The organism is Paenibacillus silagei (assembly GCF_017874735.1).
GTDB lineage: Bacteria > Bacillota > Bacilli > Paenibacillales > Paenibacillaceae > Paenibacillus_AQ > Paenibacillus_AQ silagei.
The window spans coordinates 37124-63079 of sequence record NZ_JAGGLV010000008.1 but is presented as its reverse complement, the minus strand read 5'-3'; the positions used below and the strand labels follow the sequence as shown (position 1 = coordinate 63079).

Sequence of the window (25956 nt, the reverse complement as noted above, 5' to 3'; positions counted from 1 at the left end):
GTTTCCTGAATATTCGCAAAAATTTTACACAGTTTTAACATTTCTCGCTTAAGCAAATAGTAGAATGAAAGAATACGATATCTTAACTAGACATTGAAGCAACTTGGAGGGTCCATGAACGTGAATACAGATGAGAAAAAAATCAACAATATCAGTCCCGCAGCAGCCTATCTTAACCGTGACCTCAGCTGGATCGAGTTCAACCGCCGGGTGCTCGGCGAGGCACAGGACCCGGAGAACCCGCTGATTGAGCGGGCCAAATTCCTGGCCATTGTGTCCAGTAACCTGGATGAGTTCATCAGTGTCCGGGTAGCGGGCATCCAGGATCAGATCCGGGCGGGATATACCAAAAAAGATTTTACCGGCTACACGCCCTCCGGCCTCTATAAACGCCTCAGCAAACGGGTGACCAAAATCGTCGCCGACCAGTACCGCACCTTTAAGGATATTTCACGCAGCCTGCACAAAGAGGGCATTGTGTTCGTTGATTATGAAGACTTGACACCGGCACAGGAGCTGTCGGTTGAGGAATACTACCGTGATATTATTTTCCCTGTGCTGACTCCGATGGCCGTGGACCAGAGCCGTCCGTTCCCGCTGGTTCACAGCCAATTCATCTATCTGGCTGTCGTGCTGACACGCAAGGACAGCCAGGAGGATGAGCCTTACTTCGCCATTCTGCAGATTCCGTCCAATCTGCCGCGCTGCATTCCCTTGCCTCACCGCTCGAACAGCAAAAAACGGCAATTCGTATTCATTGAAGATGTGATCCGCCATCATATTCAGACCTTATTCAGCGGTTATGATCCGGTAGCTGTCAGCGAATTCCGCCTGACCCGCAACTCCGACCTGACGATAGATGAAGAAGGTGCGGAGGATCTGCTGGAGGAGATTGAGAAGGAGCTCCGCAAACGCCGCCGTGGTGTGCCTGCCCGTCTGGAGGTCCAGAAAGGCATCCATCCCTATGCACTGGAGCAGCTTCAGGCTGAATTCGAGCTGGAGGACTTCCTCTTCGAAATTGAAGGTCCGCTTGATCTCGGCTTCCTGCGCAGCTTCACCAGCAGTCTGAAGGGCTTCAGCTATCTGCTCAACCCGCCTGTCGAGCCGATGTATCCGGCAGAATTCGAGGAGAATGAGGATTTCTTCGAGGTGCTGAGCACCCGTGATGTGTTGGTCTATCATCCGTACGAATCCTTCGATGCGATGACGGATTTCATTATCCAAGCCTCCGAGGATGAGCAAGTGATGGCGATCAAAATGACGCTGTACCGGGTCAGCGGCAATTCGCCGCTGATTACTGCCCTCGCCAACGCAGCCGAATCCGGCAAGCAGGTTACGGTGGTCGTGGAGCTCAAGGCCCGCTTCGATGAGGAACGCAACATCGCCTGGGCGCGTAAGCTGGAGCAGTCCGGCTGCCACGTGGTCTACGGTCTCGTCGGCCTCAAGACCCATGCCAAGGTGACGCTGATCGTCCGCCAGGAAGGCTCAGAGCTGCGCCGTTATGTTCACGTGGGGACAGGCAACTACAATGACAGCACGGCCAAGGCCTATACCGACCTTAGCCTGTTCACCGCCAATCATGAGATTGGCCTGGATGCGTCAGAGCTGTTCAATCAGATGACAGGCTACTCCGCCAACTACAACTGGAACTCCTTCATCGTAGCACCGACCAATATGAGTCTGTCGCTCCAGAAGCTGATTCTGCGTGAGGCCGAGCATGCCGCCGCAGGCCGGCCTGCACGGATTATCGCCAAGATGAACTCTCTGTCGAACCAGGAGGTTATTGATTATCTGTACAGCGCGGCCCAGGCGGGAGTGTCTATCGACCTGATCGTCCGGGGAGTCTGCTGTCTGCGTCCGGGAATTGAAGGCCTCAGTGAGCGCATTACGGTACGCAGCATTGTGGACCGCTTCCTGGAGCATTCACGCATCTATTACTTCGAGAACGGCGGCGATCCCGAGGTCTACCTGTCCAGTGCCGACTGGATGACACGCAACCTGACCCGGCGGATCGAGCTGATGTGTCCGGTGAAGGATAGCAGTATCCGCGGTCAGATTGTCAAGATTCTGGAGCTGTCGCTGATGGACAATGTCAAATCCAGCTTCCTTCAGCCCAACGGATACTATGAACGGATCGACGACAAAAAGGCCCCGCTCCGGAGCCAGTTCGCCGCTATGGATGTTACCCGCTGGAAGGGAAGCCGAGCTTTACCTTCACCGACCAAGCATTCCTGAAGGCTTTGAGTGCATTCTCAATGTCCTCCAGGCCGATAAGCACCTGTCCGCCCTGAAGCTCCAGATCCAGCGTATGATTATGCAGACGGGACTTCAGCCCGCTGACAATGCCGATCTCGGTGCTGTCCAGCGCAATGCTTAACTGCACTAATGTACCCAGCTTATGAATCCATTCCTCGTCGGAAGGCAGCAAAATGTCCTTATGCATCAGGGACAGTTTCTGCTTCCGGCTTTTTGTGCTGTAGGAAGCGATGTACGCGCTAAGAATCAGCTGGCGGTGCGTCAGTCCCCGGATGGGTGAATTCATCAGCCAGTAGTGAGTGTGCCGCTTGGACTGATAATAGTTAATGTTGGAGCCTGTCCGGTGCAGCATAATCGCCACATAGACCAGCATCTCCTGCTCCTCCCGGTCCCCTTCCCGATCAAAGGCCCCCAGCAGGCTCAGCGCCAGCTTGTTGATATGGTCGAGATGCCGCTTGGAGGTACGGATATCGAAGCGGATAATCGTATCCAGACTGTACTCCAGCGCGCTGTCACGCACCGGTTGCTCCGGCTCCAGCAGATCATGCAGCATGCCCTCACGCAGGCCTTCGCCGCTGATCAGCGCCCGGCTGGCTCCAATGTAATGATAGACGGTATGGAAAATAATCAGCCCGGACACGATGATATCCGCCCGGCTTTTGGACAGCCCGTCCAGATCCTTGCGCTTCTCAAACGGGGTAGCGGGCAGAACCTCCATGAACCGTTCGATCGTCTCGTTCTCCAGTACGTAACCATGGGAATTAGGCAGCGAATAATCGCGGTTCCTCTGATCGAGCTTAGCCAGTGAGCGAAGCGTTCCTCCCAGTCCGTATAGCGGAAGTCCAGTGCCCGTCGATAGCCAGTCATGCTCCACCAGCCTGCCGGTTACGTATAATTGCAGCTTGCGGAGCTGATCCGCATTCCAGTTGCCGCCCTGGCTGAACATCTGATTGGTGTTGACCGCACCGAACGGGAACGAGATACTCTGCTGATAACGCCGTCCGCGGAATAAGGTAACCTCGGTACTGCCCCCGCCGATATCAATCACGAAGCCATCCTGGACGTCAAAAGCATTAATCACCCCAAGGAAGCCGAAATATGCCTCCTGATATCCGCTGACCACCTCAATCGGAATCGACGAAGCCTCTGACAGATAGCTGATGATCTCCGCTGAGTTCGCTGCATTTCGAATGGCGGCGGTGGCGCCTGCGCGGATTCTCTCTACTTCAAAATCATCACAGATCTCCTTGAACTGCTGAAGAACAGGTATGATCGTATCCATATCCTTCTTCTCCAGCCTGCCCTCCTTCGTAATCTTCTCGCTCAAACGGGCAGAGTACTTACATTCCTTGATGATTTTGTAGCCGCCTGCCTGCGTCGTGTCATAAATTACAAGTCGTATAGAGTTGGAACCAATATCAATAATGCCGATCCGGCAAAGATCATCTCTCATCTGTATGTACTCCTTTTCAAGTAGATTGATCATTTGTATACTATATCACCCATTGTGCACTCCGCCAAAATAAAATAACCCCATATGGTGGGGTTATTTAGCCAGCCTTCTATAATACCTTGCTGAGAAAATCGCGCGTGCGGGCATGCTTGGGATGACCGAACACCTCTGCCGGTGTCCCCTGCTCCACAATCACTCCGCCGTCCATGAACAGGATTCGGTCCCCTACTTCACGGGCGAAGCCCATCTCGTGCGTCACAATCACCATGGTCATGCCGTTCACCGCCAGCTGCTTCATAACCTCCAGCACTTCACCGACCATCTCCGGGTCCAGCGCCGAGGTTGGCTCGTCGAACAGCATGACATGCGGCTGCATAGCCAGCGCCCGGGCGATTGCGATCCGCTGCTTCTGTCCGCCGGAGAGCTGCGCCGGATAAGCATCGCGCTTGTCTTCAAGGCCTACAGTCCGCAGCAGCTCCATCGCGTACTTCTCGGCCTCAGCGGCCTGCTGTTTCTTCACCTTGAGCGGAGCGAGCATAATGTTCTGCAGCACGGATTTGTGCGGGAACAGGTTGAATTGCTGGAACACCATCCCCATTTTCTCGCGGGTCACGTTGATGTCATGGCCCTTCGCGGTAATGGATTGACCCTCGAAGCTGATCTCCCCGCCTGTGGGCTGCTCCAGCAGGTTCAGGCAGCGCAGAAAGGTGCTTTTACCCGATCCGCTGGGACCGATGACAACAACGACCTCCCCCTTGTGAATATTCAGATCAATGCCCTTCAGGATCTCCAGCTTCCCAAAGCTCTTCCGCAGGTTCTTAACCTCGATCATCCGTGTTCAGCCTCCGTTCCAATATACCCAGCAGCTTGGATAGTGTGAATGTTAGTACGAAATACATGACCGCAATCACAAGCAGCGGACTAAGTCCTTCATAAGTAATGGTGGTTATTGTTCTGGCTTGGAACAGCAGATCCGCTACACCAATCATCGATACGATAGAGGACTCCTTAATAATTGTAATGAATTCGTTGCCGATGGCAGGCAATACGTTCTTCAATGCCTGCGGCAAAATGATGTAACGCATGGTCATGCCCTGCTTCATTCCGAGTGAACGAGCCGCCTCCATCTGGCCGCGGTCCACCCCTTGAATTCCGGCACGGAAAATCTCAGCCAAATATGCCGAGCTGTTAATCGTAAGTGTGATCGCACCCGACTGAATCGGGGACAGCGAAATCCCAAACTCCGGCAGGCCGTAGTGAATCAGAAACAATTGCACCAGCATCGGCGTCCCGCGTAAGAATTCCACCCATGCGGTGGCGATAAAGCGCAGAATTCTCCATTTGGACATCCGCAGGAGCGAAACCAGGATGCCTAGTACGAAACCGAAGAATACCCCCAGCACCGCAAGCAGCAGTGTGTACTGCAGACCGGATAAGAATAAATTGCGGTACTCATAAGCCATATCGAATACATTCATTGCCCTCAAACCCTCCTCTTCTCAAAAAAATAGAAAACGGCGGATCACCGCCATTTTCTGCATGGTAGAGCATAATCCCGCAGCCAGCTGCGGGCCTATCTTGATCTCCGCTAACCGTATATGCGGCTTTCGCGTGTTATTTGCTCTCAGCAAGCTCGCTTGCTGCCGCTACAAATTCATCAATCTTGCCTTCGGAGTTCAGCCGTCCGAGTGTCTTATTCACTTGATCGAGCAGCTCGGTGTTGCCCTTCTTCACACCGATGACATAGCCGTCATCTTCAACCTCCGGCTTGGCATCCGTGATCACGAGGCCCTTGACGTTCTTCACAAAGGACTTGGCAACAGGTCCTTCCATGATGGAAGCATCCACCCGGTTCGACTGCAGCTGCAGGACGATTTCGGAGATTTTGCTGAGGGAGGTCAGCTGTGCGCCTTCGATGCCCTTGGCGATCCCCTCCTGGATGGAACCGGTCTGAATTCCGATCTTGGCACCCTTCAGTGCGTCCATGCTGGCGAATTTGTCCTTGTCGGCTTCACGCACTACGACAGCCTGCTCTGCCTTATAGTAGATGTCCGAGAGACCTACAGCTTCAGCGCGTTCCGGTGTCGGGCTAAGTCCCGAGATCACCATATCGATCCGGCCGCTTGCCAGCTCATTCAGCAAAGAGTCGAACGGAAGATCCTTAACCTCCAGCTCCTGGCCCAAATCAGCGGCAATCTCCTTGGCAATCTCGATATCGAAACCAACAATCGTATCCGTACCTTCAACCATCTTGTGGAATTCATATGGAGGAAAGTCTGCGCTTGTACCCATAATCAGCTTCTTGGCCGGAGCCTCCGTGCTTGCAGCACCGCCATTTCCGCTTGCTGCGGTATTGTTCTTATCGTTATTGGAGCCGCATCCGGCCAAGAGTCCTGCTGCCAGCAGCAGTCCCATAGAAAGTTTACCCCATTTGTTCATTTGTCTCGTCTCCCTGTTCTATTTATATTCTCTATTCTATCCGTCCCATGGACCGACTTATTATAAATCACTTCGCATGAATATGCAAAGACGATTTTGTGACAAAAACCTGTTACGGCGACAAAAAAATGCACATCCTATGAAGGTGGTATATAATACTATCTACTATAGATTATCTCCAAATGCCGCACGAATCATTACAGCTTCCACCCAACTTACAGGAGGTGCTACTATGCTGCTTGAAGCGATGTACCATGTTCCCCGTGACAAATGGGCCTATGCCTATGATACTGAAACGATTCATCTGCGTGTGCGCACCAAACGTGATGATGTGGACTACGTAGTCGCCCTCACCGGCGACAAGTATGATTGGCAGCATACCTCTTATGACATTATCATGGAGAAGGCCGCCTCCGATGACAAATTCGACTATTGGGAAGCGGCGGTCCGGCCCAAATATAAGCGGCTTAGCTATACTTTTCGCGTAAGTAAGGGTATGGAGACGGTCTATCTGCTCGATAACGGTATTCGCTCTGAGTGTCCTCCGCCGCCGAATCACTTCTACGAATTCCCCTATATCCACGGGATCGACTTGTTCCGGGTTCCTCCCTGGGCAAAGGATGCCGTATTCTACCAGATCATGACCGAGCGTTTCGCGAATGGCAATCCCCTGATTAATCCGGAAGGCACGCAGCCTTGGGGCGGCAAGCCTGAGCTGAATAATTTCTTCGGCGGGGACCTTCAGGGCGTGCTGGACCATCTGGATGATCTGCAGGAGCTGGGCGTCAACGCCCTCTACTTCACGCCGCTATTCGTCTCCCCTTCCAACCATAAATATGACATTGTGGATTACCGGAGAGTTGACCCGCATTTCGGCGATAATGAGCTGCTGAAGCAGGTCGTCGAGGAATGCCACAGACGGGGCTTACGCGTCATGCTTGACGCGGTGTTCAACCATTGCAGCGATCAGTTCCCGCCCTTCCAGGATGTGCTGGCCAAAGGGGAATACTCCGTCTACCGGGACTGGTTCCATGTGAACTCTTTTCCGGCTGAGATTGTGGACGGTATTCCCACCTATGACACGTTCGGCTTCTACGGCAATATGCCGAAGTTCAACACCGCCAATCATGAAGTAAAATCTTATCTGCTGGAGGTGGCCGAATACTGGATCAAGGAGATCAAGGTGGACGGCTGGCGGCTGGATGTGGCCAACGAGGTGGACCATCACTTCTGGCGCGATTTCCGCAAGGTGGTCAAAGCCGCGAACCCGGATGCCTACATCGTCGGCGAGGTATGGAGCGACTCCTTAACCTGGCTGCTCGGCGACCAGTTCGATTCGGTGATGAACTATCCCTTCTCGGGGACGGTGCTGGAATTCTTCAACGGCGGGATGGACGGCATCACCTTCGGTCACCGGATCGGCGGCCTGCTCATGCGTTATCCGCAGCAGACGAACGAGGTGGTCTTCAATCTGCTTGGCAGCCATGACACCCCCCGCCTGCTCACCGTGCTTGGTGAAGACAAACGGAAGCTGAAGCTGACGGTCGTCTTCCTGTTCACCTTCATGGGCACCCCCTGCATCTATTACGGCGATGAGATTGGCCTGACCGGCTACGAGGACCCGGATTGCCGCAAATGTATGGAATGGGATCAGGGCAAGCAGGACCGCGAGCTGTATGACTTTTACCGGATGATGATTAGCTTGCGCAAGGAGCATAAGGCGCTTCGTGAAGGCCGCTTCCGGATTCTTCAGGCCTGTGAGCATGACCCGTGCATTGTCTATGAGCGCGCAGATGAGCTGATCCATTTCACGGTCTGGATGAACAATTCACCGCAGCAACGCACGCTCAGCCACCCGATGGAGACCAGTGACTGGCTGGATGCGCTGACCGGCGAAGCAGTAGCCCCGGAACGCGGGATGATGAATGTGGCACTGGAGCCGTACGAGTACCGGATTCTGTTCCGGCATATTGTGGAGGTGGGATCTAATGATTGAACGTGAGCAGCGGATCAGACAATATTTCGATTCATGGATCAACAAGGATAACTCTATATTAAGCACCATCTTCGATCCGAACATCGTCTACACCGAAAGCTACGGCCCTCAGTATCGGGGATTAGGCACCCTGTTATTATGGTTCGAGGACTGGAATACACGCGGAACCGTATTGAGCTGGACAATCAAGCAATTCATCCATCAAGGCCATATGACTGTGGTTGAATGGTACTTTAAGTATGAGTATGATGCAGTGAACGATGCGTTTGACGGAGTCTCCATAGTTGAATTTAACGCTGAGAATCAAATCGTGAGTCTAAAGGAATTTCAATCGAAAATACCGCATTATTATCCTTATAGCTGAGCTTGAGCTTACACATAAACACACAAAGGCACTCCCCGGTTCATGCTGATCGGGTGAGTGCCTTTTTTTAAAGCAAAAGCAAGAATGCTATTCCTCCGCAGCCACAGTAATCTTGTTATAAATATCAATGTACTGCTGAGCGGATACGTTCCAGCTGTAGTCGCCGGAGAAAGCGTTTTTGGCTACTTTTTTCCAGTGCTCGGGCTTGTGGTAGAACGATACGGCGCGGCGGAGCGTATGCATCATATCATGGGCGTTATAATCCTTGAAGGTGAAGCCGTTGCCCTCACCGGTATATTCGTTGTATGCCTGCACGGTATCGTTCAGCCCGCCTGTCTCACGGACCACCGGAATGCTGCCGTAACGTAGCGCGAGGAGCTGGCTGATGCCGCAAGGCTCGAATTTGGACGGCATCAGGAAGATGTCGCTGGCGGCGTAGATTTTGCGGGACAAGGCATCACTGAAGGTAATCTGTGACGACAGCTTGGTCGGATAACGCCACTGCGCCTCACGGAACCAGCGTTCGTAGACTTCATCCCCCGTCCCCAGCAGCACGAACTGAATGTCATCGTAGTACAGCAGCTCATCCAGCACACGGGTTAGCAGATCCAGTCCCTTGGAATCCACCAGACGCGTAACCATAGCTACCATTGGAATGTAAGGGGCCACCGGCAATCCAAGCTCCTGCTGGAGTCCCAGCTTGTTCTCGGCTTTTTTGGCCAGGTTAGAGCGGTACTTGGTGAAGATTGCCGTATCACTGGACGGATTATAGCTCTTGGTATCAATTCCGTTCACAATGCCGCTGAGCGCGTCAGAGCGCGCAGTCAGGAGACCATCGAGACCATAGCCGTAGTACGGGGTCCGGATCTCATCGGCATATGTCGGGCTGACGGTGGTGACATGGTCACTGTAGACAATCCCGCCCTTCATATAATTCACATTCCCGTAATACTCCACGCCCAGGAAATAACTGTCGTCCAGACCCAGCAGCTCACCCAGCACGGTATACGGGAAGACTCCCTGATACAGGAGATTATGTATGGTGAATACCGTACGCATCTCACTGTAGAACGGATTATGCCGGTAATGCGCCTGCAGCAGCAGCGGAACCACCGCAGCATGCCAGTCATGGCAATGGATTACATCCGGCTGGAAGCTAATGGCCGGCAGACATTCCAGCACCGCCCGGTTGAAGTACGCGAACCGCTCGCCGTCATCCATATAGCCATAGATTCCGTCACGGCCGAAGTAATACTCATTGTCGATGAAATAGACGGGAATCCCTTCAAATACCACCTTTTCGATCCCGCAATACTGATTGCGCCAGCCAATCGGGACCTCCAGAGTAGCGACATGCTCCATCTGAGCGGAATACTTCTCAGGAATTCCTTTGTATTTGGGCAAAATTACCCGGACATCGACCCCGGCCGCCTTGAGGGCTTTCGGCAAAGCGCCGATGACATCGGCCAGTCCGCCTGTTTTGATAAATGGATGGGCTTCCGCCGCAGCAAATAATACTTTCATTCCATCTCCCCCTTATATAGTGGCTTATTCGGACACTTCCTGCCCTTAAACGGTCTTGCGGCCTGACTTCTTAAGCACCAAGAAGCTAAGTGGCGGCAGGGTCAGTTCTATACTGTTCACCTGATTATGCCACTCGGTCTTGGTGCTCTTCAGCGGCTCATTATGGAAGCCCGATCCGCCGTATTCGTTGCTCTCCGAGCTAAATAACTCTTCATAAACACCCGGACGCGGCACGCCGATACGGTAATGGCGGCGCTCGGCCGGCTGGAAGTTGATAATAATCAAGAGCGTGTCTACCGGACGTTTGCCTCTGCGGATATAGGATACGACACTCTGCCCGCTGTCATCGGCATCGATCCACTGGTAGCCCGTCATGTCATGATCGAGCTCCCACAGCGCTTTTTCGGCAAGGTATAGCTTATTCAGCGCAGCTGTATAGGCCTGCATCCGCCGGTGGCTCTCATAATCCAGCAGCAGCCAGTCAAGCTGATCCTGATCCTTCCATTCTATGAATTGCCCGAACTCTCCGCCCATGAACAGCAGCTTCTTGCCCGGATGGCTGATCTGATACCCCAGAAGCTGGCGCAGACCGGCGAATTTCTGCTCATAGGACCCCGGCATTTTGTCCAGCAGCGACTTCTTGCCGTGCACTACTTCGTCATGCGACAGCGGAAGTGTATAGTTCTCGGCATACGCATAGCATATCGGGAAGGTCAACAAATTATGATGATAAGGGCGCGAATCGAAATCCCGTTCTATGTAGCCCAAGGTGTCATTCATCCAGCCCATATTCCATTTGTAGTTGAAGCCCAGGCCCCCTTCATGCACCGGCGAGGTTACACCCGGCCAGGCACTGGATTCTTCCGCCATCATGAGCGCCTTCGGATAATACTGGAAAATCGTCTGGTTGAGCTGCTGAATGAACCGGATAGCCTCCAGATTCTCCAGCCCGCCATGCTCATTCGTCCGGTACTGATGGGGTTCCTTCTCGAAATCAAGCCGCAGCATACTCGTAACCGCATCCACGCGCATGCCGTCAATATGATACTTCTCGAACCAGAACAAGGCATTGGAGATCAGGAAGGATGAGATTTCCGGCTTGCTGAAATCGAAGGACAAGGTGCCCCAGCCCGGCTTCTCCGCCAGCATCGGATCAGCATACTCATACAGCGGCGAACCGTCGAACAGGCGTAGGCCATGAGCATCCTTGGCAAAATGGGCAGGAACCCAGTCCAGAATAACCCCGATGCCGGCCTGATGCAGCTGATCGATCAGATACATCAGATCCTGCGGCTCTCCGAAGCGGCTGGTAGCCGCAAAATAACCGGTTCCCTGGTAGCCCCAGGACAGATCATATGGATGTTCAGCGAGCGGCATAAACTCCACATGGGTATAGCTCATTTCGCTCAGGTAAGGAATCAGCAGACTGCTGATCTCCCGATAAGTATAGAGTTCGCCGTCTTCCTTTTGCCGCCAGGTGCCCAGATGCATTTCATAAATATTCATGGGTGCCTGATACGGACCTTTACTCTTCCGCCTCCAAGCAGCATCCCCCCATTTGTATCCGTCCAGATTCGCTACAACGGATGCTGTTGCCGGGCGAACTTCCGCGTGGAAGGCATATGGGTCTGCTTTGAGGAAGCTTGTACCATCTGCTCCTGTAATCCTGTATTTGTAAAAAGTTCCCGGCTCCATTCCCGGAAAAAAACGACTCCAAAATCCTGAATCGGGTATCTTATATAACGTATCAAGATCGGATGTTCCATCCCAGCTGTTATGATCTCCCGCCAGTCCTACATATGCCGCATGAGGAGCCCACACGGTAAAGCGAACGCCGGCCTGCCCTTCTTGGACGGCAATGTGCGCGCCAAGCATCGTATAGCTGCGATAATTCGTGCCCTCATGGAACAGATAAATATCTTCAGCGGACGGGAGGTTTTCTGTTTTTGGTAAATCGGCCAAATCATCACCACCTTAGGATATAGGATGCACCTATTACATTACCCGAATATATAGATTTTGAAAATGATTTTGAGAGAAGTCCGGGCAATTTCTGAATATTGAAAATAAACATGTAATTTTTGCAGATATGCAGCAATATAATTCACCTATGTCGTTTCAAGCGCTTGTTCTGCGTGTATATTACAAGCATTGACAAAAAAATGGGAGGGATAACACATGAGTAAGAAAGAATGTATCGCCATGCTCCTGGCAGGCGGGGAAGGCCGCAGATTAGCCCCGTTGACTTCCAGCATGGCTAAGCCTGCAGTCCCTTTCGGCGGACAGTACCGAATTATTGATTTTCCCCTAAGCAACTGTGTGAATTCCAAGATTGATACCATCGGAGTACTGACTCAGTACGAAGCAGAATCGTTGCATCAGCATATCGGTGAAGGTGAGCCCTGGGGGCTGCACAGCCGCAGTGACCGTGGTGTAAGACTGCTCCCTTCTGGGATTGAAGGCAGAGACAGCTATACAGGCACCGCCGATGCTATTCATAAGAATATTGAATATATTGACAGCCAGAACCCGGAGCATGTACTTATTCTGTCGGGAGACCATATCTACCACATGGACTACCGCAAAATGCTCGATTATCACATCGCCAAGTCTGCGAAGGCAACGATATCAGTTATGGAGGTTCCTTGGGATGAAGCGAGCCGCTTCGGCGTGATGAACGTGGATGAAGATTTCAAGATCTCCGAATTTGCCGAGAAACCGAAGGCTCCGAAGAGCAATCTGGCTTCCATGGGTATTTATCTGTTCGAGTGGGCGTACTTGAAGGCTCATTTGCTGCGGGATGCCGCGAATGCGGAGTCCGGTCATGATTTCGGCAAGGATGTCATTCCAGCTATGCTGGATGCGAGTGATGAACTGTTCGCCTACCGCTTCGAGGGCTATTGGAGAGATGTGGGTACAGTTGGCAGCCTCTGGGAAGCTCATATGGATCTCCTGCAAGAAGACGGCTTCCAGCTTGATAATTCACGCTGGCCGATGTACAGCCGTGCACAGCGGACCAAGCTGACTGCGCTCAGACCCCGCACTCAACAAGCGGCTTCAGCAGATTGCCTGATTCACGAGACCTGCCAGCTCGAAGGCAGCCCTCAGCGCTCGGTCATCTTCAGTGGTGTAGAGATCGGCAAGCAGAGCAGAATCAAGCAGAGTGTGGTAATGCCCGGTGCCCGTATTGGACGCGGTGTTCTGATTGAACACGCCATTATCGGTGAAGGTGCTGTGATCAAGGACGGCGCTGTGATCAAAGGCAGTGCAGACAACATTGTGGTTGTCGGCCCGCATGAGATTGTAGCTGCCAAGCCGCTGGTCCGTACCCAGCCTGCCCGCCTGCTTCAGGAGGTCTATGAGAAGGCCGGCCGTCTGCGTGCGGAAGGAATGCCTTCATAACAATCGTTTAGCACAATCGTTCAGCCCATAGGGCTGCTACATACAAAGGGATACAGCTCCGGTCTGTCCGGATGATAGCTGTATCCCTTTTGTATAAATATAAGAAATTATATGTTTCACACGATAACTTATCCTTATATTTCTCGCTGAAACGGGTGCCGTCCCTGTAAGGACGCCAAAGCCGTTTCCACTTGGCTTGCTTATGAAGTTACCGGTGAGTTGCTGGGACGGGCATTCCCCTGCTGGCTGTCATCAAGCGGCAGAATGACGGTAACCTGGGTACCCTTGCCCAGCTCACTGTCCATTTCCAGCTTGCCGTTATGAAGCTCCACAATCTGCTGGGAGATCGCCAGCCCGAGGCCCGTTCCCCCGTTAAGGGCATCGACCTGGAAGAAGCGGTCCCGTACTCTGGCCAGGTGCGCTTCACTAATGCCAATACCGCTGTCACGGACAGTGACAGCCATCTCGGTACCGGATAGACGCTCCGCCGACAGCACGATACTGGAATCCTCCGGCGAGAACTTCACCGCATTATCCACCAGATTGAGGAAGACCTGCTTGAGGCGGTTGGCATCCGCCTTGATGAAAATCGTCTCCTCACATTCCAGCAGCAGATGAATCCGTTTCTTCTCGGCCTTGGCCCAGATATTGAGCAGCGTCTCCTGCAGCAGAACCTTAATATCCACCTGCCCCATCGACAGCTTCATTTCGTTCTGCTGCAGCTTCGAGAAATCGAGGATTTCCTCCACCAGCCCGATCAGCCGGTCACTCTCCCTGGAGATAATTCCGACCCCAAGCTTAGTCTCTTCAGGGTCGTAGCCCCCGGAGACCAGGGTCTCGCTCCAGCCCTTGATGCTGGTCAGCGGGGTCCGCAGCTCATGAGAGATCGAGGAGATGAAATCATCCTTAATCTGGTTGCTGCGGACAATCTCGTCCGCCATATAGTTGAGCGTTGAAGCGAGTTCGCCGATCTCGTACCGGTAATCGCCTTTGATCCGGGTCGTGAACTTGCCCTTCGCCATCTGCGCCGACACGGCCGTAATATTATTCAGCGGACGCACAATCGAATTGGCGAGCCCGAAGCTGAGCAGCAGCACGATGGTGAGGACTGCTACACCGATGGCAAGGGAGAGCAGGGTCAAATTAAGCAGATCTTTATTTACGCCTTCCATCGAGGACAGATACCGAAGGACATAGGAATCATGAGTGTTGATCCGCACCATCTTGGATACGGCCATGACACTTTCATTGGTGCCGGCCTGCCGCCCCACCCAGCGTCCTGTACTGCCTCCCACCGCCTCTGGGACATCACTGGTGGTGATCGTCCGGTCCGGCTGAAACCCGGTGGAGCTGGTAATAATATCTCCTTTAAGCGTCAGGACCTCCAGCTCTGTATTTTCCAGATTGAACAATTCGAGTAACCCTTGCAACTGGTTCGCTGATGTGCCGTTTAAGCTTCCATATTTAACCATACTTTCAGCTGCACTAATCTGTGTAGTGATCTTGGTGTAGATGCTGTCGTAATAATAGGTACGGATCGCCAGCAGAAAGGTTGTCTCAACCAGGAGAAGCGCTACAAAGACTACAAGAATATAGTGCAGTACGATCTGTCTGCGCATCCCCTTCTTGATCATTGTACCTGGCCTTTCCATTTATAGCCGTGTCCCCACACCGTCTGCAGGTATTCAGGCTCCGATGGATTATTCTCAATTTTTTGGCGCAACCGGCGGATATTGACGTCAACAATCTTGGGGTCCCCCATATATTCCTTGCCCCAGACATGATCAAGCAGGGAGTCACGGCTGAGCGGCGTATTCTCCTTCTCCAGGAAGAACTGCACCAGCGAGAACTCTGTTGGCGTAAGCTCAATGGCTTCCCCGCTCCGCTTGAACTGCTTGGAGATCAGATCTAATGTGAACGGACCCGACTGGAACGATACCTTGGCTGACTGCTCGCGGTGAACATTGACCCGGCGCAGCAGCGACTGGATACGGGCGATCAGCTCAGTGGGACTGAACGGCTTACTGACATGGTCATCTGCTCCCACCGACAGCGCATAGACCTTGTCCTGCTCCTGTACCTTGGCCGTCAAGAAAATAATTCCCAGCCGCTCATTGGTCTCCCGGATGCGTCTGCATACCTCAAAACCGTCGATGCCTGGTACCATCACATCCAGCAGGGCGATATCAATATCATGTATAGTAGTAAGCTTATGCAGCGCCTCATGGCCATCCGCCGCCTCCAGCACCTCAAAGCCATTGCGCTTCAGATTAATAACAATAAAACTGCGGATAGACTCTTCGTCCTCCAGTATCAGTACTTTACTCATTGATTCCCTTCCTTTCAATAGAGGATTGAATTCGCCCGTCTCCTCCTCCGATTGTATTTTGTTCCAGTCCTCCCCGGTAACCGATCATTTTATCCAGATCGCGGCCGAGCAGCTTCCAGCCGTTGTTCTTCGCATTGTCCCATTCCGCAGGCGAGAAGAATGTTACTTCGGCGACCGTCTCTCCGGTATCCGTCATAATGAATTTGAGCGATTTGTTCTGAACCGACTTCGTGTCCACAGTCACCCGCTCCAGCCAATCGGGGGCGAAGTTAATCGTGAACCGGTCGAGCGGATCATTATAGAGCTGGGTACTGAAGGTCAGGCCGTCTTTCCCGTCCCATTTATAATAGGAATTGAAATACGGAATGGTCTCCGGATCGAAATACTCCCAGCCCTTGGGGGGAACCAGCATCCCTATCTCAATAATTCCGTCCGAATCAATATCCTCGCTGACAATTTTGCGGTCCTTGAAGGTGCTGGCATCCCCTGGAATAGCGACACGAAGCTTGTTATTCTCCATTACAACCACTGTTGTATACGCTGAGTGAGAATCCACGGCAGAATCCAGTACAATCCCTTCTTTGTTCGCAGCTACTTTTCCTGAGACAATATTGTAATAATTATTGAAATAAGGGTCCAGGTCGTCCAGTTGATCCAGCACCTTGAAGCTGTCATTGTACTGGTAGGTGGTTATTGTAGCGAATTCATTACGCTTGAAATACACCACGGTAATATCCGCGATTCCATCCTCATTCAGATCATCGATGATGTATTTGGTGTACGGCTTCGTTAAAATCTCTTCCAGCACTCCCCCGGAATAGCTGTAGACGACCATGCCCTTCTCTTCCCCACGGGAATACCCGGCAATAATGTTGAGCTTACCGTCACCTGTTACATCCTTAAGATCTACAGAATCAAGATTGTTGCCAACACCATCGAACGTAAGCTTCTTGACCCAGGTATCCCCCTGCTTCTCCAGAATCATTCCGTGATTAACCACGGCTTCATTCTTGTTCTGGTAGAACACAAGCGTCTCCATCACGCCATCCTGGTCCAGGTCCTCTGTAAAAATAGAGCTGTTATCATCATTGGCCGGACGGGTCAAGGTGCCATCCAGCGCCTTCAGAGAAGAGTTAATGGCGGCCATCAGCGAAGCCTTGTCAGCGGGTAGCTGAGGCACCCTCATCTGGGATACCGGATCACTGATGAAGGTGCAGCCCGACAGGGCAAACAGCGACAGGGCGGCTGCGGCAATTCCTCCCAGTAGACGCACACGCATATTCAACTTCATTTACGCTCTCCTTACTGAACGCCTTGCCTCACTTCACAGATGCAGCCGCTCCTGTGAGGTTAGCCGGCGTCCTTTGACATCATGCTTAATTCTTCCGTCCTCCAGCACCCACAGACGGCTGGCATAACGCTCGGCCAGCTCGATCGGCAGCACCGTAAGCACGGTAAGGCCTGTCTCCTTGCACAGATTGCGGAGGGTCTCCAGCACATTCTCCGCAGTCTTGGGGTCAAGGCCCGTCACCGGCTCATCCGCCAGGATGACCTTGGCGCCGTGGACCAATGCCCGGGCAATCGCCACACGCTGACGTTCGCCGCCGCTGAGCTGGCCGGACTTCAGCTTGGCCTTGTCCAGCAGACCCAGCAGATCGAGCTGGTCCATCGCCCCCATATAATCATCTGAGCGGACCATGCCTGTAGCCATCCGCCACAGCGGCGTCTGGGAGGCTTGTCCGATCAGCACATTCTTCAGTGCAGTACGGTTCGGATTCAGCTCCGCGTTCTGCTCCAGATAGGCCCATTCCCGGCGGATCTTGCGTTTGCCGGCGAAGGGGCTCTTCATAATATCCTGCCCATCTACCCTAAAATTCCCTCTGTCCCACTTCTCGCGCAGGGCCAGGCAGCGCAGCAGCGTTGACTTCCCGCTGCCGCTGGGTCCCAGCAGCGCTACAAATTCTCCCGGTTCTAATTGAAATCCGATATCCTGAAGTACCGGTGTTTTATCTTCCCCGACCGCTTTGGCCAAATGTTCAACTGTAATCATAGGTCAGCCTCTCCTGTCTTCGACTCTACTCTATAGTGTACTCTGAAAGCGGGATCAAATTCCATGCGAGCATTCGTTCTTATTCTACCTCATATCTTCTTCCCTGGCGAGAACAATAACCCTGCCAGCCCAAATACAATATACAGGCCGCCCATTACGGCAAACACACTGCCGCCCCAGCCGAACTGCAGCAGCAGCCCGCCGATGCCCGGCCCTGCAATACTTCCCAGACTATAATGGAAGGAAGCGACTACATTGGCAGCGGGAAGCAGCTTGCGCGGCAGGATATCGGCGGCATAGCTTAATCCTAGCGAGAAAAAGGAGCCGACAAGCCCCCCGGCCACCATCAGCACCAGCAGGGTGAGCAGGACATGGTCGCCGGTAAGCGGCAGCAGCGTGAAGGCCAGGCCTCCTCCTGTCCCCGCAGCAATCAGGATGGCCTTGCGGCCATAACGGTCGCTCCATATGCCGAGCGGCAGCTGAAGCAGCAGGCCTCCAATGCCTGCAAAGGGCAGCAAGGCGGCAATCTGGTCTGCACTGAACCCGGTGCGCAGCCCGTATACCGGGAAGCTGCTGTTCAGGCTGGCTTCCATATAGCCGTATAGCAGCGCCGGAATCAGCGCATACCAAGCAAGCCGGTAGCTCCGGCCGAATCTGCTCGCCTGGCCTTCGCTGTGATCCATAGCTTCCGGCCGCGAGTCAGGCAGCTTGAAGCCCACAATCAGCAGCACGATTACGAACAGCAGGGCTGTAATCAGGAACGGTGCGGGCTGCCCGAACCGCAGCAGGCTGATGCCCAGCGGTCCGAGGCTGAAGCCCAGTCCGTAGGACATCCCGTAGAGTGACAGGTTCCGTCCACGGTGCTCCGCCGGTGTCATGAGCAGCACCCAGAGCTGCGCGGCGTAATTCACTGCTGAATCGCCGATCCCGACCAGCACGCGGAGCACGAACCAGACCTTCACGCCGGTAAGGAGCGGGAACAGCAGGAGTGATACCAGCACCAGCGCGAGACCCGCGGCGATTAGCTTCTTGAAGCCGATGGCGCCAAGTACCCTTTCTGCAATCAAGGTCATGGCAAATGAGCCTACATACAAGGCAGCCGCATTAAGTCCGTTCAGCGAGGACGATACGCCTTCCTGCTCCAGTAGAATAGATAAGACCGGCAGCAGCATCCCCTGGCTCAGCCCTGCCAGAATAATCACGGCAATCAAAATCGAATAATTCATTCTACCGCTCTGTCCATGCGGCATCGGTATAGAATCTGACACAAATAAATCCTCCTATGTAATTCATTGATGAACGGAACCTGATCTCCATGCGGCAAACACCGAACATTATAGTAGACAACCCTCTTCAAAACAAGAGATAATATATAGAAGTGACTGATTTTCTGGAGGTGACCCGGCTTAAATGAAGTATGAACTGAACATTGATGTTTCCCCCGTATACGAACTGCTGGACAGTTTCATGTTATATGTAACCAAGAAATGGACCTCCAATCTGGACATCGGCACCGACTGGATCCGGGATGTGGATGGCCGCTTCACCCCCACACAGCTGGCTGCACTGAAGCAGGCCGCCGAGTGGCCGTTCGAAGATTATGATGTACTCTACGCCTGGGCCTACAGCCGGGGCGAGGCTTCCAAGGTGCTGCAGTTCCTGGCTGAGCTGGAGAGCTTGTCTCTGGAGGATTGCCTCCGGCGGACCGAGCCTTTCTTCCATCAATTCACGGCCGAGGAATGCGCTCGGATCAAGAACGGATATACGCCTCTTTTGCGGATATGGTATGAGCATTATTTCCGCCATGTGGAGCATACCCTGCTGCCGCTGCTGATTGAAGACGCTTCTGAGAAAAAAATGCTGGAAAGCAAAATGGACATGGTCCCGCTGATCGAATATGCTTCCGGCGGAATTGTCATTGAGGACATTCCCGGACTGAAGACGATTGTGCTGCTGCCTACCGTGCATAACCGGCCGATCAACACGTACTGCTTCTTCAAGAACCTGATGCTGGTGCAATATCCGGTTGATGTCCCCTCAGACAATGAGGAGGAGCCTCCAACGGTGCTGCTTCGTTTAACACAGGCTCTCTCTGATCCTACCCGGCTGAGACTGCTGCGCTTCGTAGCGAACGAACCGAAGACACTGTGGGAGATGCAGTCCGAGCTGAGCCTGTCCCGGGAGATGCTGATGCATCACCTGCTTAGTCTAAGAGTCGCCGGGCTTCTGCGGGTCCATTTGCGCGGTGAAGGCACCGAACGCTACAGCATACGTCCTGACGGGGCCTCGGAGCTCCAGATGTTTCTGGAGTCCTACATCCGTATCTAACAGACCAACTTAGGAGTGAACCTCATGAAGTATTTGACCCAACAAGTGATCTTTGATCTCGACGATACCCTGGTGCATTGCAATAAGTATTTTGACCTTATCCTTGGACAATATTTCGAGCTGATGTCTGACTGGTTCAGCGATTACCAGCCTACCATCGGCGAACTGCGCAGCAAGCAGGTGGAGATCGATGTCGAGACCGTTAGCACAAGCGGCCTGGCCAGCGACAATTTCCCGAAATCGCTGATTGCCACCTACCGTTACTTCTGCAGCAAATATAACCGCAAGCCGGATGCCTTCGAGGAGCGGCAGCTGATGAAGCTGGGACTGAGTGTGTACGACCAGGAGGTGGAAGCTTATCCCGGCATGGTAGAGACGCTGGATACCCTCAAGCAGGACGGCCATTCCCTCTATCTCTATACCGGCGGCGACGACACCATCCAGCAGCGCAAAATCGCCCAAATGAAGCTGGACGCCTATTTCGATGACCGCATCTATATCCGCCAGCACAAAAATGTGGAGGCGCTTGAGAATATCCTGACCACCTATCCGTTCGACCGTAAAATCACCTGGATGATCGGCAACTCCCTGCGTACAGATGTACTGCCCGCGCTGACTGCCGGGATCAATAGCATCTATCTGAAGCAGCCGAATGAGTGGCTCTACAATCTGATTGAGCTGGAACGGGAGATGCAGCAGTCCGTCCTGACCATCTCTGCCATTCACGAGGTGCCTCCGGTGATCCGCACCGCTGCGCTGCGGGAGCATCACGGCTGATTGACTTGCACCATCAGAATCGGGCAATTGTTACAAATGGCATAGGCAGCCTGCCGCCGGTATGATTATACTATTTGAGTAGATTTTCACATCGTGCAGGAGGCTGGCCATGAATAACAAAGCTAACCGTTCCAGGAATACCCCGAATCACGGGCGTCTGCTCCCTATGCTGCTTGCAGTGATTGCCGTGCTGCTGATCGCTCTTCTTGCCTTCTTCCTTACACAGGGCAAATCGTCCGGCACTGAGGCGCTCGATAATCTCCCCAACTACACCGATGTGAAGGGCAAGATCGTGGTGGACGGGCTGAAATACGAGAAGCAGCCGCATCTGGGCAGCGAATCCGCCAAGGTGAAGGTGATTGAATTCGCCGATTTCAAATGCCCTGCCTGCAAAAATTGGACCGCCTCCTACCTGGATACGTTCATCAAAGACTACGTAGACAGCGGGAAAGTCCAGTTCTACTTCATGAACTTCGCCTTCATTGACCGGGACTCTTACCTCGCCGCCAGTGCGGGGGAAGCTATCTATCAGCAGAATAATGAGAAGTTCTGGGAGTATCTCCACAAGCTCTACGAGAGCCAGGGCGATGAGAGCAAAATCTGGGCAACCCAGAAGTTCATCCTTAAGTTCGTGAAGGACAATATTGCAGGGATCGACCAAGAGCGTTTTGAGCAGGATCTGAAGAACCATACGTATATGTACGATGTCAAAGAGGATTTCAAAATCGCCGGAGCCTATGGCGTCAACGGCACACCGAAATTCATGGTGAACGGCGTCCTGCTGCCGGATTCCTCCTATGAAGGCTTAAGTGCCGCCATTGAAGCGGCTTTGAATGAATCCCCGTAATCTTTCTTGCAGGTGAAGCTCATTATCCTATAACAAAGCGCCCCGCCATGAAAATCTGGCCGGGGCGCTTTTGGTATTTAGGAATTATGATTCCACGGCCAGCTGGCCGGTATCCATATTCTGCAGCACCAGCTTGCCTTCAAGCGGCGCGCCGTCCTCACCGGTCAACTTCAGCTTCCCGGTCCGGCCCTTCTCAATCAAAGCCTTCACCTGGGTATCGGTGAGTGTACGCCCGTGATTCTCCTTCCAGATCACGAAGGCGCAGCCCTCCTTATAATGAGAGCAGCCGTAGCCCTTGCGGCCCATGAAGATCATGCCGCCGCAGCCTGGACGCGGGCAGCTGCCGATGACCTTCGGCCCGGCATCCCCGCTCTTCCCGGCAGCGGCAGACGCCGCGCTGCGCGGTTTGGACGTTGCCGGCCGGGCTGTCGCTTGGCCGTCACCCGCTTTGCTGCCAGCCGCCTTGCTGCCAGCCGATTTGCGCGGCGCAGCTGCGGAGCTGCGGCCCTTGCTGCCGCTGTTCAGCGAAGGCGTATCCCCTTCGAAGGAGGTTTTAGCGGCGCGCGACTGCACGCGGACCTTGTCCACAATCATCGAAGCGAACCGCTTGACGTTCTCCATGAATTGCCCGTCCGCTGCGGTGCCGCGGGCGATCTCATTCAGGCGGCGCTCCCACTGCCCGGTCATTTCCGGGGAGGTCAGCAGCTCTACGCCAGCCCCGCGGATCAGTTCAACCGCCGTCCGCCCCTTTTGGGTGATGGCGATCTTTTTCCCCTGCATCTCCACATAGCCGACATTCTTCAGCCGTTCAATCGTAGCGGCCCGCGTCGCCGGAGTGCCCAGCCCCGAATCCTTCATGGCATCGCGCAGCTCTTCATCCTCAATCTGCTTGCCTGCGCTCTCCATCGCCTTCAGCAAGGTTCCTTCCGTGTAATGCTTCGGAGGCTGGGTATCCTTCTCCTTCACAACCGCATCGCTGCAGATCACTTCACCCTCCGCTTGAACCGAGAACGGCTCGTTCACCTCAAGCTCTTCTTCCTCCTCGTCCTCCTTGCCTTTGCCCTTGGCCGGTTTGGACTTGTCCTTCTTCTGGTCTGCGTAAATCACCTTCCAGCCGAGGCTGAGCAGCTCCTTGACTGTAGTCTTGAACTTCTCGGCTTCCACTTCGGTCATCACCGTATGCACCTTATATTCCGCTGCCGGATAGAACTGGGAGAGGAAGCGGCGCACGATCAGATCATAGAGCTTGGCCTCGTCCGCACTCAGACCGTTCGCCTTACGGTTCGTAGGCAGAATCGCATGGTGATCCTCGACCTTGGACGGATTACAGATAAACTTGTTGCCTTTATGAACCAGGTTACGGTTCGCACCCTTCACCCAATCGTCGTACTGCGTGCCCTGAAGGGCCGAAAGCGTCTTGTGCATTTCAGGAATATTCTGCTCGGTGACATAGTTGGAGTTCGTACGCGGGTACGAGATTACTTTATGCTTCTCATACAGCGCCTGGGCGATATCCAGTGTTTTTTTGGCGGAGAAGGCATATTTCCCGTTCGCCTCACGCTGCAGCAGCGTCAGATCGTACAGCTTATTCGGATATTCCTTGGTCTCTTTGACCTCATAGAGAACAATCCGGGCGGGCTTGCCTTTGACCTTGGCCGCAAGCGCTTCTGCCTTCGCACCATCCGTTAACCGGTCGCCTTGCCACATTCCCTTATACGTCAGCTCATTCTGGGTAAAATGGCCTTCCACCTCAAAGAACTTCAGCGAGGAGAACGCTTCAATGGTCTTCTGACGGTCATAGATCAGCGCCAGCACCGGGGTCTGCACCCGGCCTACAGAGAGCAGCACATTATGCTTGGTGGTAAAAGCGCGCGAGCCGTTCATCCCGATCAGCCAGTCCGCCTCGCTGCGCGCCCGGGCCGCTTTGGTCAGATTCTCGTATTCCGATCCGTCCTTCAGCTCCTGGAAGCCCTTGCGGATCGTCTCCGGCGTCAGGTCGGAGATCCACAGCCGCTTCACCGGCTGGTTCAGCTCCAGGTAACGCTGGATTAATGAGAAAATATGCTGGCCCTCACGCCCGGCATCGCAGGAGTTCACCAGCAGATCGCTGCGCTTCGCCAGCTCCCCGATCACCTTCAGCTGATCCATGGTGCGTGCATTGGGCAGCAGTTTGAACTCCTCGGGAATGATCGGCAGATCATTAATGTTCCATTTTTTATATTTATTGTCGTAGGCTTCGGGCTCTGCCAGGCCAATCAGGTGCCCAATCGCCCAGGTGATGATGTACTGCTCCCCTTCCAGATAGGAACGGTAGTTTTTGGCCTTCGGTTCTATTGCGGCGGCGATATTCCGCCCCATGTCCGGTTTCTCCGCAATAATGAGTGTCTTCAACAATAATCGCTCCTTACCCTTGGTTCATTACAAAAGTTGTCCAGTAGTCTATTATACCATTCCTGGACCCCAAAATCCGCTGCTCATTATTGAGGCCTGCTTACGCGCAGCACGGCCTCACCAACATTGATTACTTCCTTGTTACCCGTTCTGCGGTCCATGTATTCAATCCTTTGCTCTGCGGCCAGCTTGCCGACCACCAGCGCAACCGGTATACCGATCAGTCCGGCATCCTTGAATTTGACCCCGGCCCGCTCATCGCGGTCATCCAGCAGGGTATCAATGCCCAAGGCGGTCAGCCGTGCATACAGGGCTTCAGCCAGCTCACGCTGCGCTGTATCTTTGACCGACATCAGCAGAATATGAACCGCATACGGAGCTAGGCCCTGCGGCCAGATCAGCCCCTGGTCATCGTTGTTCTGCTCAGCCACTGCGGCCAGCAGGCGGGAGATTCCGATGCCGTAGCAGCCCATTACCATAGGCCGGGTGCGGCCGTCTGCATCCAGATAATCTGCCCCCAGCTTCTCACTGTAGACCGTGCCCAGCTTGAAGACATGCCCTACCTCGATGCCCTGCTGGAAATCCAGCTCCCCTTCGCCGCACTGCGGACAGCTGTCGCCGGCAACCGCATTGCGGAAATCCCCCACCTGCGTCAGCGGAAAGTCCCGGCCGGGCACCACTCCACGCAGATGGTAATCCTCTTCCCCCGCGCCTGTGACTGCTTCTGTCATGGCTGCAACAGCAGCATCCACCAGGATTGGCACGGACAATCCGGCAGGACCGACATAACCGCTTCCTACTCCGGCGGTCTCCTGCACCTGCTCAACATCAGCCAGCGTAATGTCACCGCAGCCGAGATACTTTTGCACCTTCAGCTCATTCACCTCATGATCGCCACGGACCAGCACAGCGAATGTCTTGCCTCCGCCCGTGTAGATTAAGGTCTTGATGATATCCTGCGGTCTGAGCTGACTCTCCTGCTCCAGCTGCTGAATAGTCTTCTGGGCAGGCGTATGGAATTGCTCAGGGACAGGCAATCCGGCAAAATCTTGTCTATGCGGTACGGACCCGCCCCGCACTTCCGCCTGCTCCAGATTCGCAGCATATCCGCACAGGGAGCACACAGCTATCGTATCCTCACCTATCTCTGACAGGGCCATAAATTCATGATTCTGGCCTTTGCCGCCAATCGCTCCGGCATTCGCCTGCACCGCCCGGTACTTCAGGCCGCAGCGGTCAAAGATCCGCTCATAAGTGCTGTACATCACCTGATAGGCCAGATCCAGGCCCTCCCAATCCGTATCAAACGAATAGGCATCCTTCATCAGGAATTCCCTGCCCCGCAGAAGCCCTGAGCGCGGACGACGTTCATCCCGGAACTTCGTCTGAATCTGATAGACAGCCACCGGCAGCCGCCGGTAAGAGCTGATCTCTGCGCGCATTAGCGCTGTAACCACTTCCTCATGGGTCGGACCCAGCACGAACTCACGGTCGTGACGGTCCCGGAGCTTCATCAGCTCTTTGCCGTACACCTCATAACGTTCCGATTCTCTCCAGAGCTCTGCCGGCTGCATCGAAGGCATGAGCACCTCCTGCGCACCGGCGGACTCCATCTCCTGGCGCACGATCTGCTCCATCCTGCGCAGCACCCGCCGTCCGAGCGGCAAATAGGTGTATACCCCGGCGGCCACCTGCCTGATATATCCGGCACGCAGCAAGAGCTGGTGGCTCCTTGTCTCTGCTTCCGCAGGAGCTTCGCGCAGAGTGGTAACTAATAGATTGGTTTGACGCATACAGATC

Annotated in this window: 20 protein-coding genes; 7 read left to right on the top strand and 13 right to left on the bottom strand. The window is 53.8% G+C overall.

Going from position 1 to position 25956, the window contains the following annotated elements:
• Positions 1-114 precede the first annotated feature (114 nt).
• Positions 115-2235, top strand: coding sequence for a polyphosphate kinase 1 (gene ppk1, locus J2Z70_RS13670; RefSeq protein WP_209873724.1), 2121 nt, complete (start codon positions 115-117; stop codon positions 2233-2235).
• Here the strand turns inward: ppk1 and J2Z70_RS13665 are convergent.
• The 4 genes from J2Z70_RS13665 to J2Z70_RS13650 form a co-directional block, all read right to left on the bottom strand.
• Positions 2183-3709, bottom strand: coding sequence for a Ppx/GppA phosphatase family protein (locus J2Z70_RS13665; protein WP_209873721.1), 1527 nt, complete (start codon positions 3707-3709; stop codon positions 2183-2185). The two genes, ppk1 and J2Z70_RS13665, sit on opposite strands and share 53 nt — an antisense overlap.
• Positions 3710-3818: 109 nt before the next feature.
• Complete coding sequence (locus tag J2Z70_RS13660) at positions 3819-4541, bottom strand: amino acid ABC transporter ATP-binding protein (protein WP_209873719.1); 723 nt, start codon at positions 4539-4541, stop codon at positions 3819-3821.
• Positions 4528-5187 (bottom strand): amino acid ABC transporter permease, encoded by a 660-nt coding sequence (locus tag J2Z70_RS13655; protein ID WP_036726482.1) that lies wholly within the window; start codon positions 5185-5187, stop codon positions 4528-4530. Before J2Z70_RS13655 ends, J2Z70_RS13660 begins: the two co-directional genes overlap by 14 nt.
• A gap of 136 nt (positions 5188-5323) precedes the next feature.
• Positions 5324-6148, bottom strand: coding sequence for a transporter substrate-binding domain-containing protein (locus J2Z70_RS13650; protein ID WP_209873716.1), 825 nt, complete (start codon positions 6146-6148; stop codon positions 5324-5326).
• Positions 6149-6380: 232 nt separating this feature from the next.
• Here J2Z70_RS13650 and J2Z70_RS13645 point away from each other — a divergent pair, with 232 nt between their 5' ends.
• Both J2Z70_RS13645 and J2Z70_RS13640 read left to right on the top strand, forming a co-directional pair.
• Positions 6381-8144 (top strand): alpha-glycosidase, encoded by a 1764-nt coding sequence (locus tag J2Z70_RS13645; RefSeq protein ID WP_209873713.1) that lies wholly within the window; start codon positions 6381-6383, stop codon positions 8142-8144.
• Positions 8137-8508 (top strand): nuclear transport factor 2 family protein, encoded by a 372-nt coding sequence (locus tag J2Z70_RS13640; RefSeq protein WP_209873711.1) that lies wholly within the window; start codon positions 8137-8139, stop codon positions 8506-8508. Before J2Z70_RS13645 ends, J2Z70_RS13640 begins: the two co-directional genes overlap by 8 nt.
• A gap of 87 nt (positions 8509-8595) precedes the next feature.
• On the opposite strand, the gene glgA is transcribed toward J2Z70_RS13640, so the two are convergent.
• Together glgA and glgB are read right to left on the bottom strand one after the other, a co-directional pair.
• The gene (gene glgA, locus J2Z70_RS13635) at positions 8596-10032 is read right to left on the bottom strand and encodes a glycogen synthase GlgA (protein WP_209873709.1); all 1437 of its coding nucleotides are present in this window, start codon (positions 10030-10032) and stop codon (positions 8596-8598) included.
• Positions 10033-10077: 45 nt separating this feature from the next.
• The gene (glgB, locus tag J2Z70_RS13630; protein ID WP_209873706.1) at positions 10078-11994 is read right to left on the bottom strand and encodes a 1,4-alpha-glucan branching protein GlgB; all 1917 of its coding nucleotides are present in this window, start codon (positions 11992-11994) and stop codon (positions 10078-10080) included.
• Between the two features lie 216 nt (positions 11995-12210).
• Between glgB and J2Z70_RS13625 the strand changes: the two genes are divergently transcribed.
• The gene (locus J2Z70_RS13625; RefSeq protein WP_209873703.1) at positions 12211-13434 is read left to right on the top strand and encodes a glucose-1-phosphate adenylyltransferase; all 1224 of its coding nucleotides are present in this window, start codon (positions 12211-12213) and stop codon (positions 13432-13434) included.
• Between the two features lie 200 nt (positions 13435-13634).
• On the opposite strand, the gene J2Z70_RS13620 is transcribed toward J2Z70_RS13625, so the two are convergent.
• The 5 genes from J2Z70_RS13620 to J2Z70_RS13600 all read right to left on the bottom strand — a co-directional run bounded on the left by J2Z70_RS13620 (position 13635) and on the right by J2Z70_RS13600 (position 19063).
• Positions 13635-15068 carry a sensor histidine kinase gene (locus J2Z70_RS13620; RefSeq protein WP_209874186.1) on the bottom strand — a complete coding sequence of 478 codons (1434 nt, stop codon included), beginning with the start codon at positions 15066-15068 and terminating at the stop codon, positions 13635-13637.
• Complete coding sequence (locus tag J2Z70_RS13615; protein ID WP_036695433.1) at positions 15065-15763, bottom strand: response regulator transcription factor; 699 nt, start codon at positions 15761-15763, stop codon at positions 15065-15067. Before J2Z70_RS13615 ends, J2Z70_RS13620 begins: the two co-directional genes overlap by 4 nt.
• Entirely contained in the window at positions 15756-17054 is a 1299-nt protein-coding gene (locus tag J2Z70_RS13610; RefSeq protein WP_209873699.1) for a hypothetical protein, read from the bottom strand. The genes J2Z70_RS13615 and J2Z70_RS13610 overlap by 8 nt, the downstream gene beginning before the upstream one ends.
• Before the next feature lie 33 nt (positions 17055-17087).
• Positions 17088-17813 (bottom strand): phosphonate ABC transporter ATP-binding protein, encoded by a 726-nt coding sequence (locus J2Z70_RS13605; protein WP_209873697.1) that lies wholly within the window; start codon positions 17811-17813, stop codon positions 17088-17090.
• 89 nt (positions 17814-17902) lie between these two features.
• The gene (locus J2Z70_RS13600) at positions 17903-19063 is read right to left on the bottom strand and encodes an MFS transporter (protein WP_209874183.1); all 1161 of its coding nucleotides are present in this window, start codon (positions 19061-19063) and stop codon (positions 17903-17905) included.
• Positions 19064-19223: 160 nt separating this feature from the next.
• On the opposite strand from J2Z70_RS13600, the gene J2Z70_RS13595 reads away from it, so the two are divergent.
• From J2Z70_RS13595 to J2Z70_RS13585, 3 genes are all read left to right on the top strand, one after another.
• Complete coding sequence (locus tag J2Z70_RS13595; protein WP_209873694.1) at positions 19224-20141, top strand: ArsR/SmtB family transcription factor; 918 nt, start codon at positions 19224-19226, stop codon at positions 20139-20141.
• A gap of 24 nt (positions 20142-20165) precedes the next feature.
• Positions 20166-20918 (top strand): HAD family hydrolase, encoded by a 753-nt coding sequence (locus tag J2Z70_RS13590; RefSeq protein ID WP_209873691.1) that lies wholly within the window; start codon positions 20166-20168, stop codon positions 20916-20918.
• A gap of 109 nt (positions 20919-21027) precedes the next feature.
• Complete coding sequence (locus tag J2Z70_RS13585; protein WP_209873688.1) at positions 21028-21765, top strand: DsbA family protein; 738 nt, start codon at positions 21028-21030, stop codon at positions 21763-21765.
• Between the two features lie 84 nt (positions 21766-21849).
• Here the strand turns inward: J2Z70_RS13585 and J2Z70_RS13580 are convergent, their stop codons facing one another.
• The gene (locus J2Z70_RS13580) at positions 21850-24156 is read right to left on the bottom strand and encodes a type IA DNA topoisomerase (protein WP_209873685.1); all 2307 of its coding nucleotides are present in this window, start codon (positions 24154-24156) and stop codon (positions 21850-21852) included.
• Between the two features lie 86 nt (positions 24157-24242).
• On the bottom strand, positions 24243-25949 hold the full coding sequence (locus J2Z70_RS13575) for a proline--tRNA ligase (RefSeq protein WP_209873683.1): 1707 nt from the start codon (positions 25947-25949) through the stop codon (positions 24243-24245).
• Between the last annotated feature and the right edge of the window lie 7 nt (positions 25950-25956).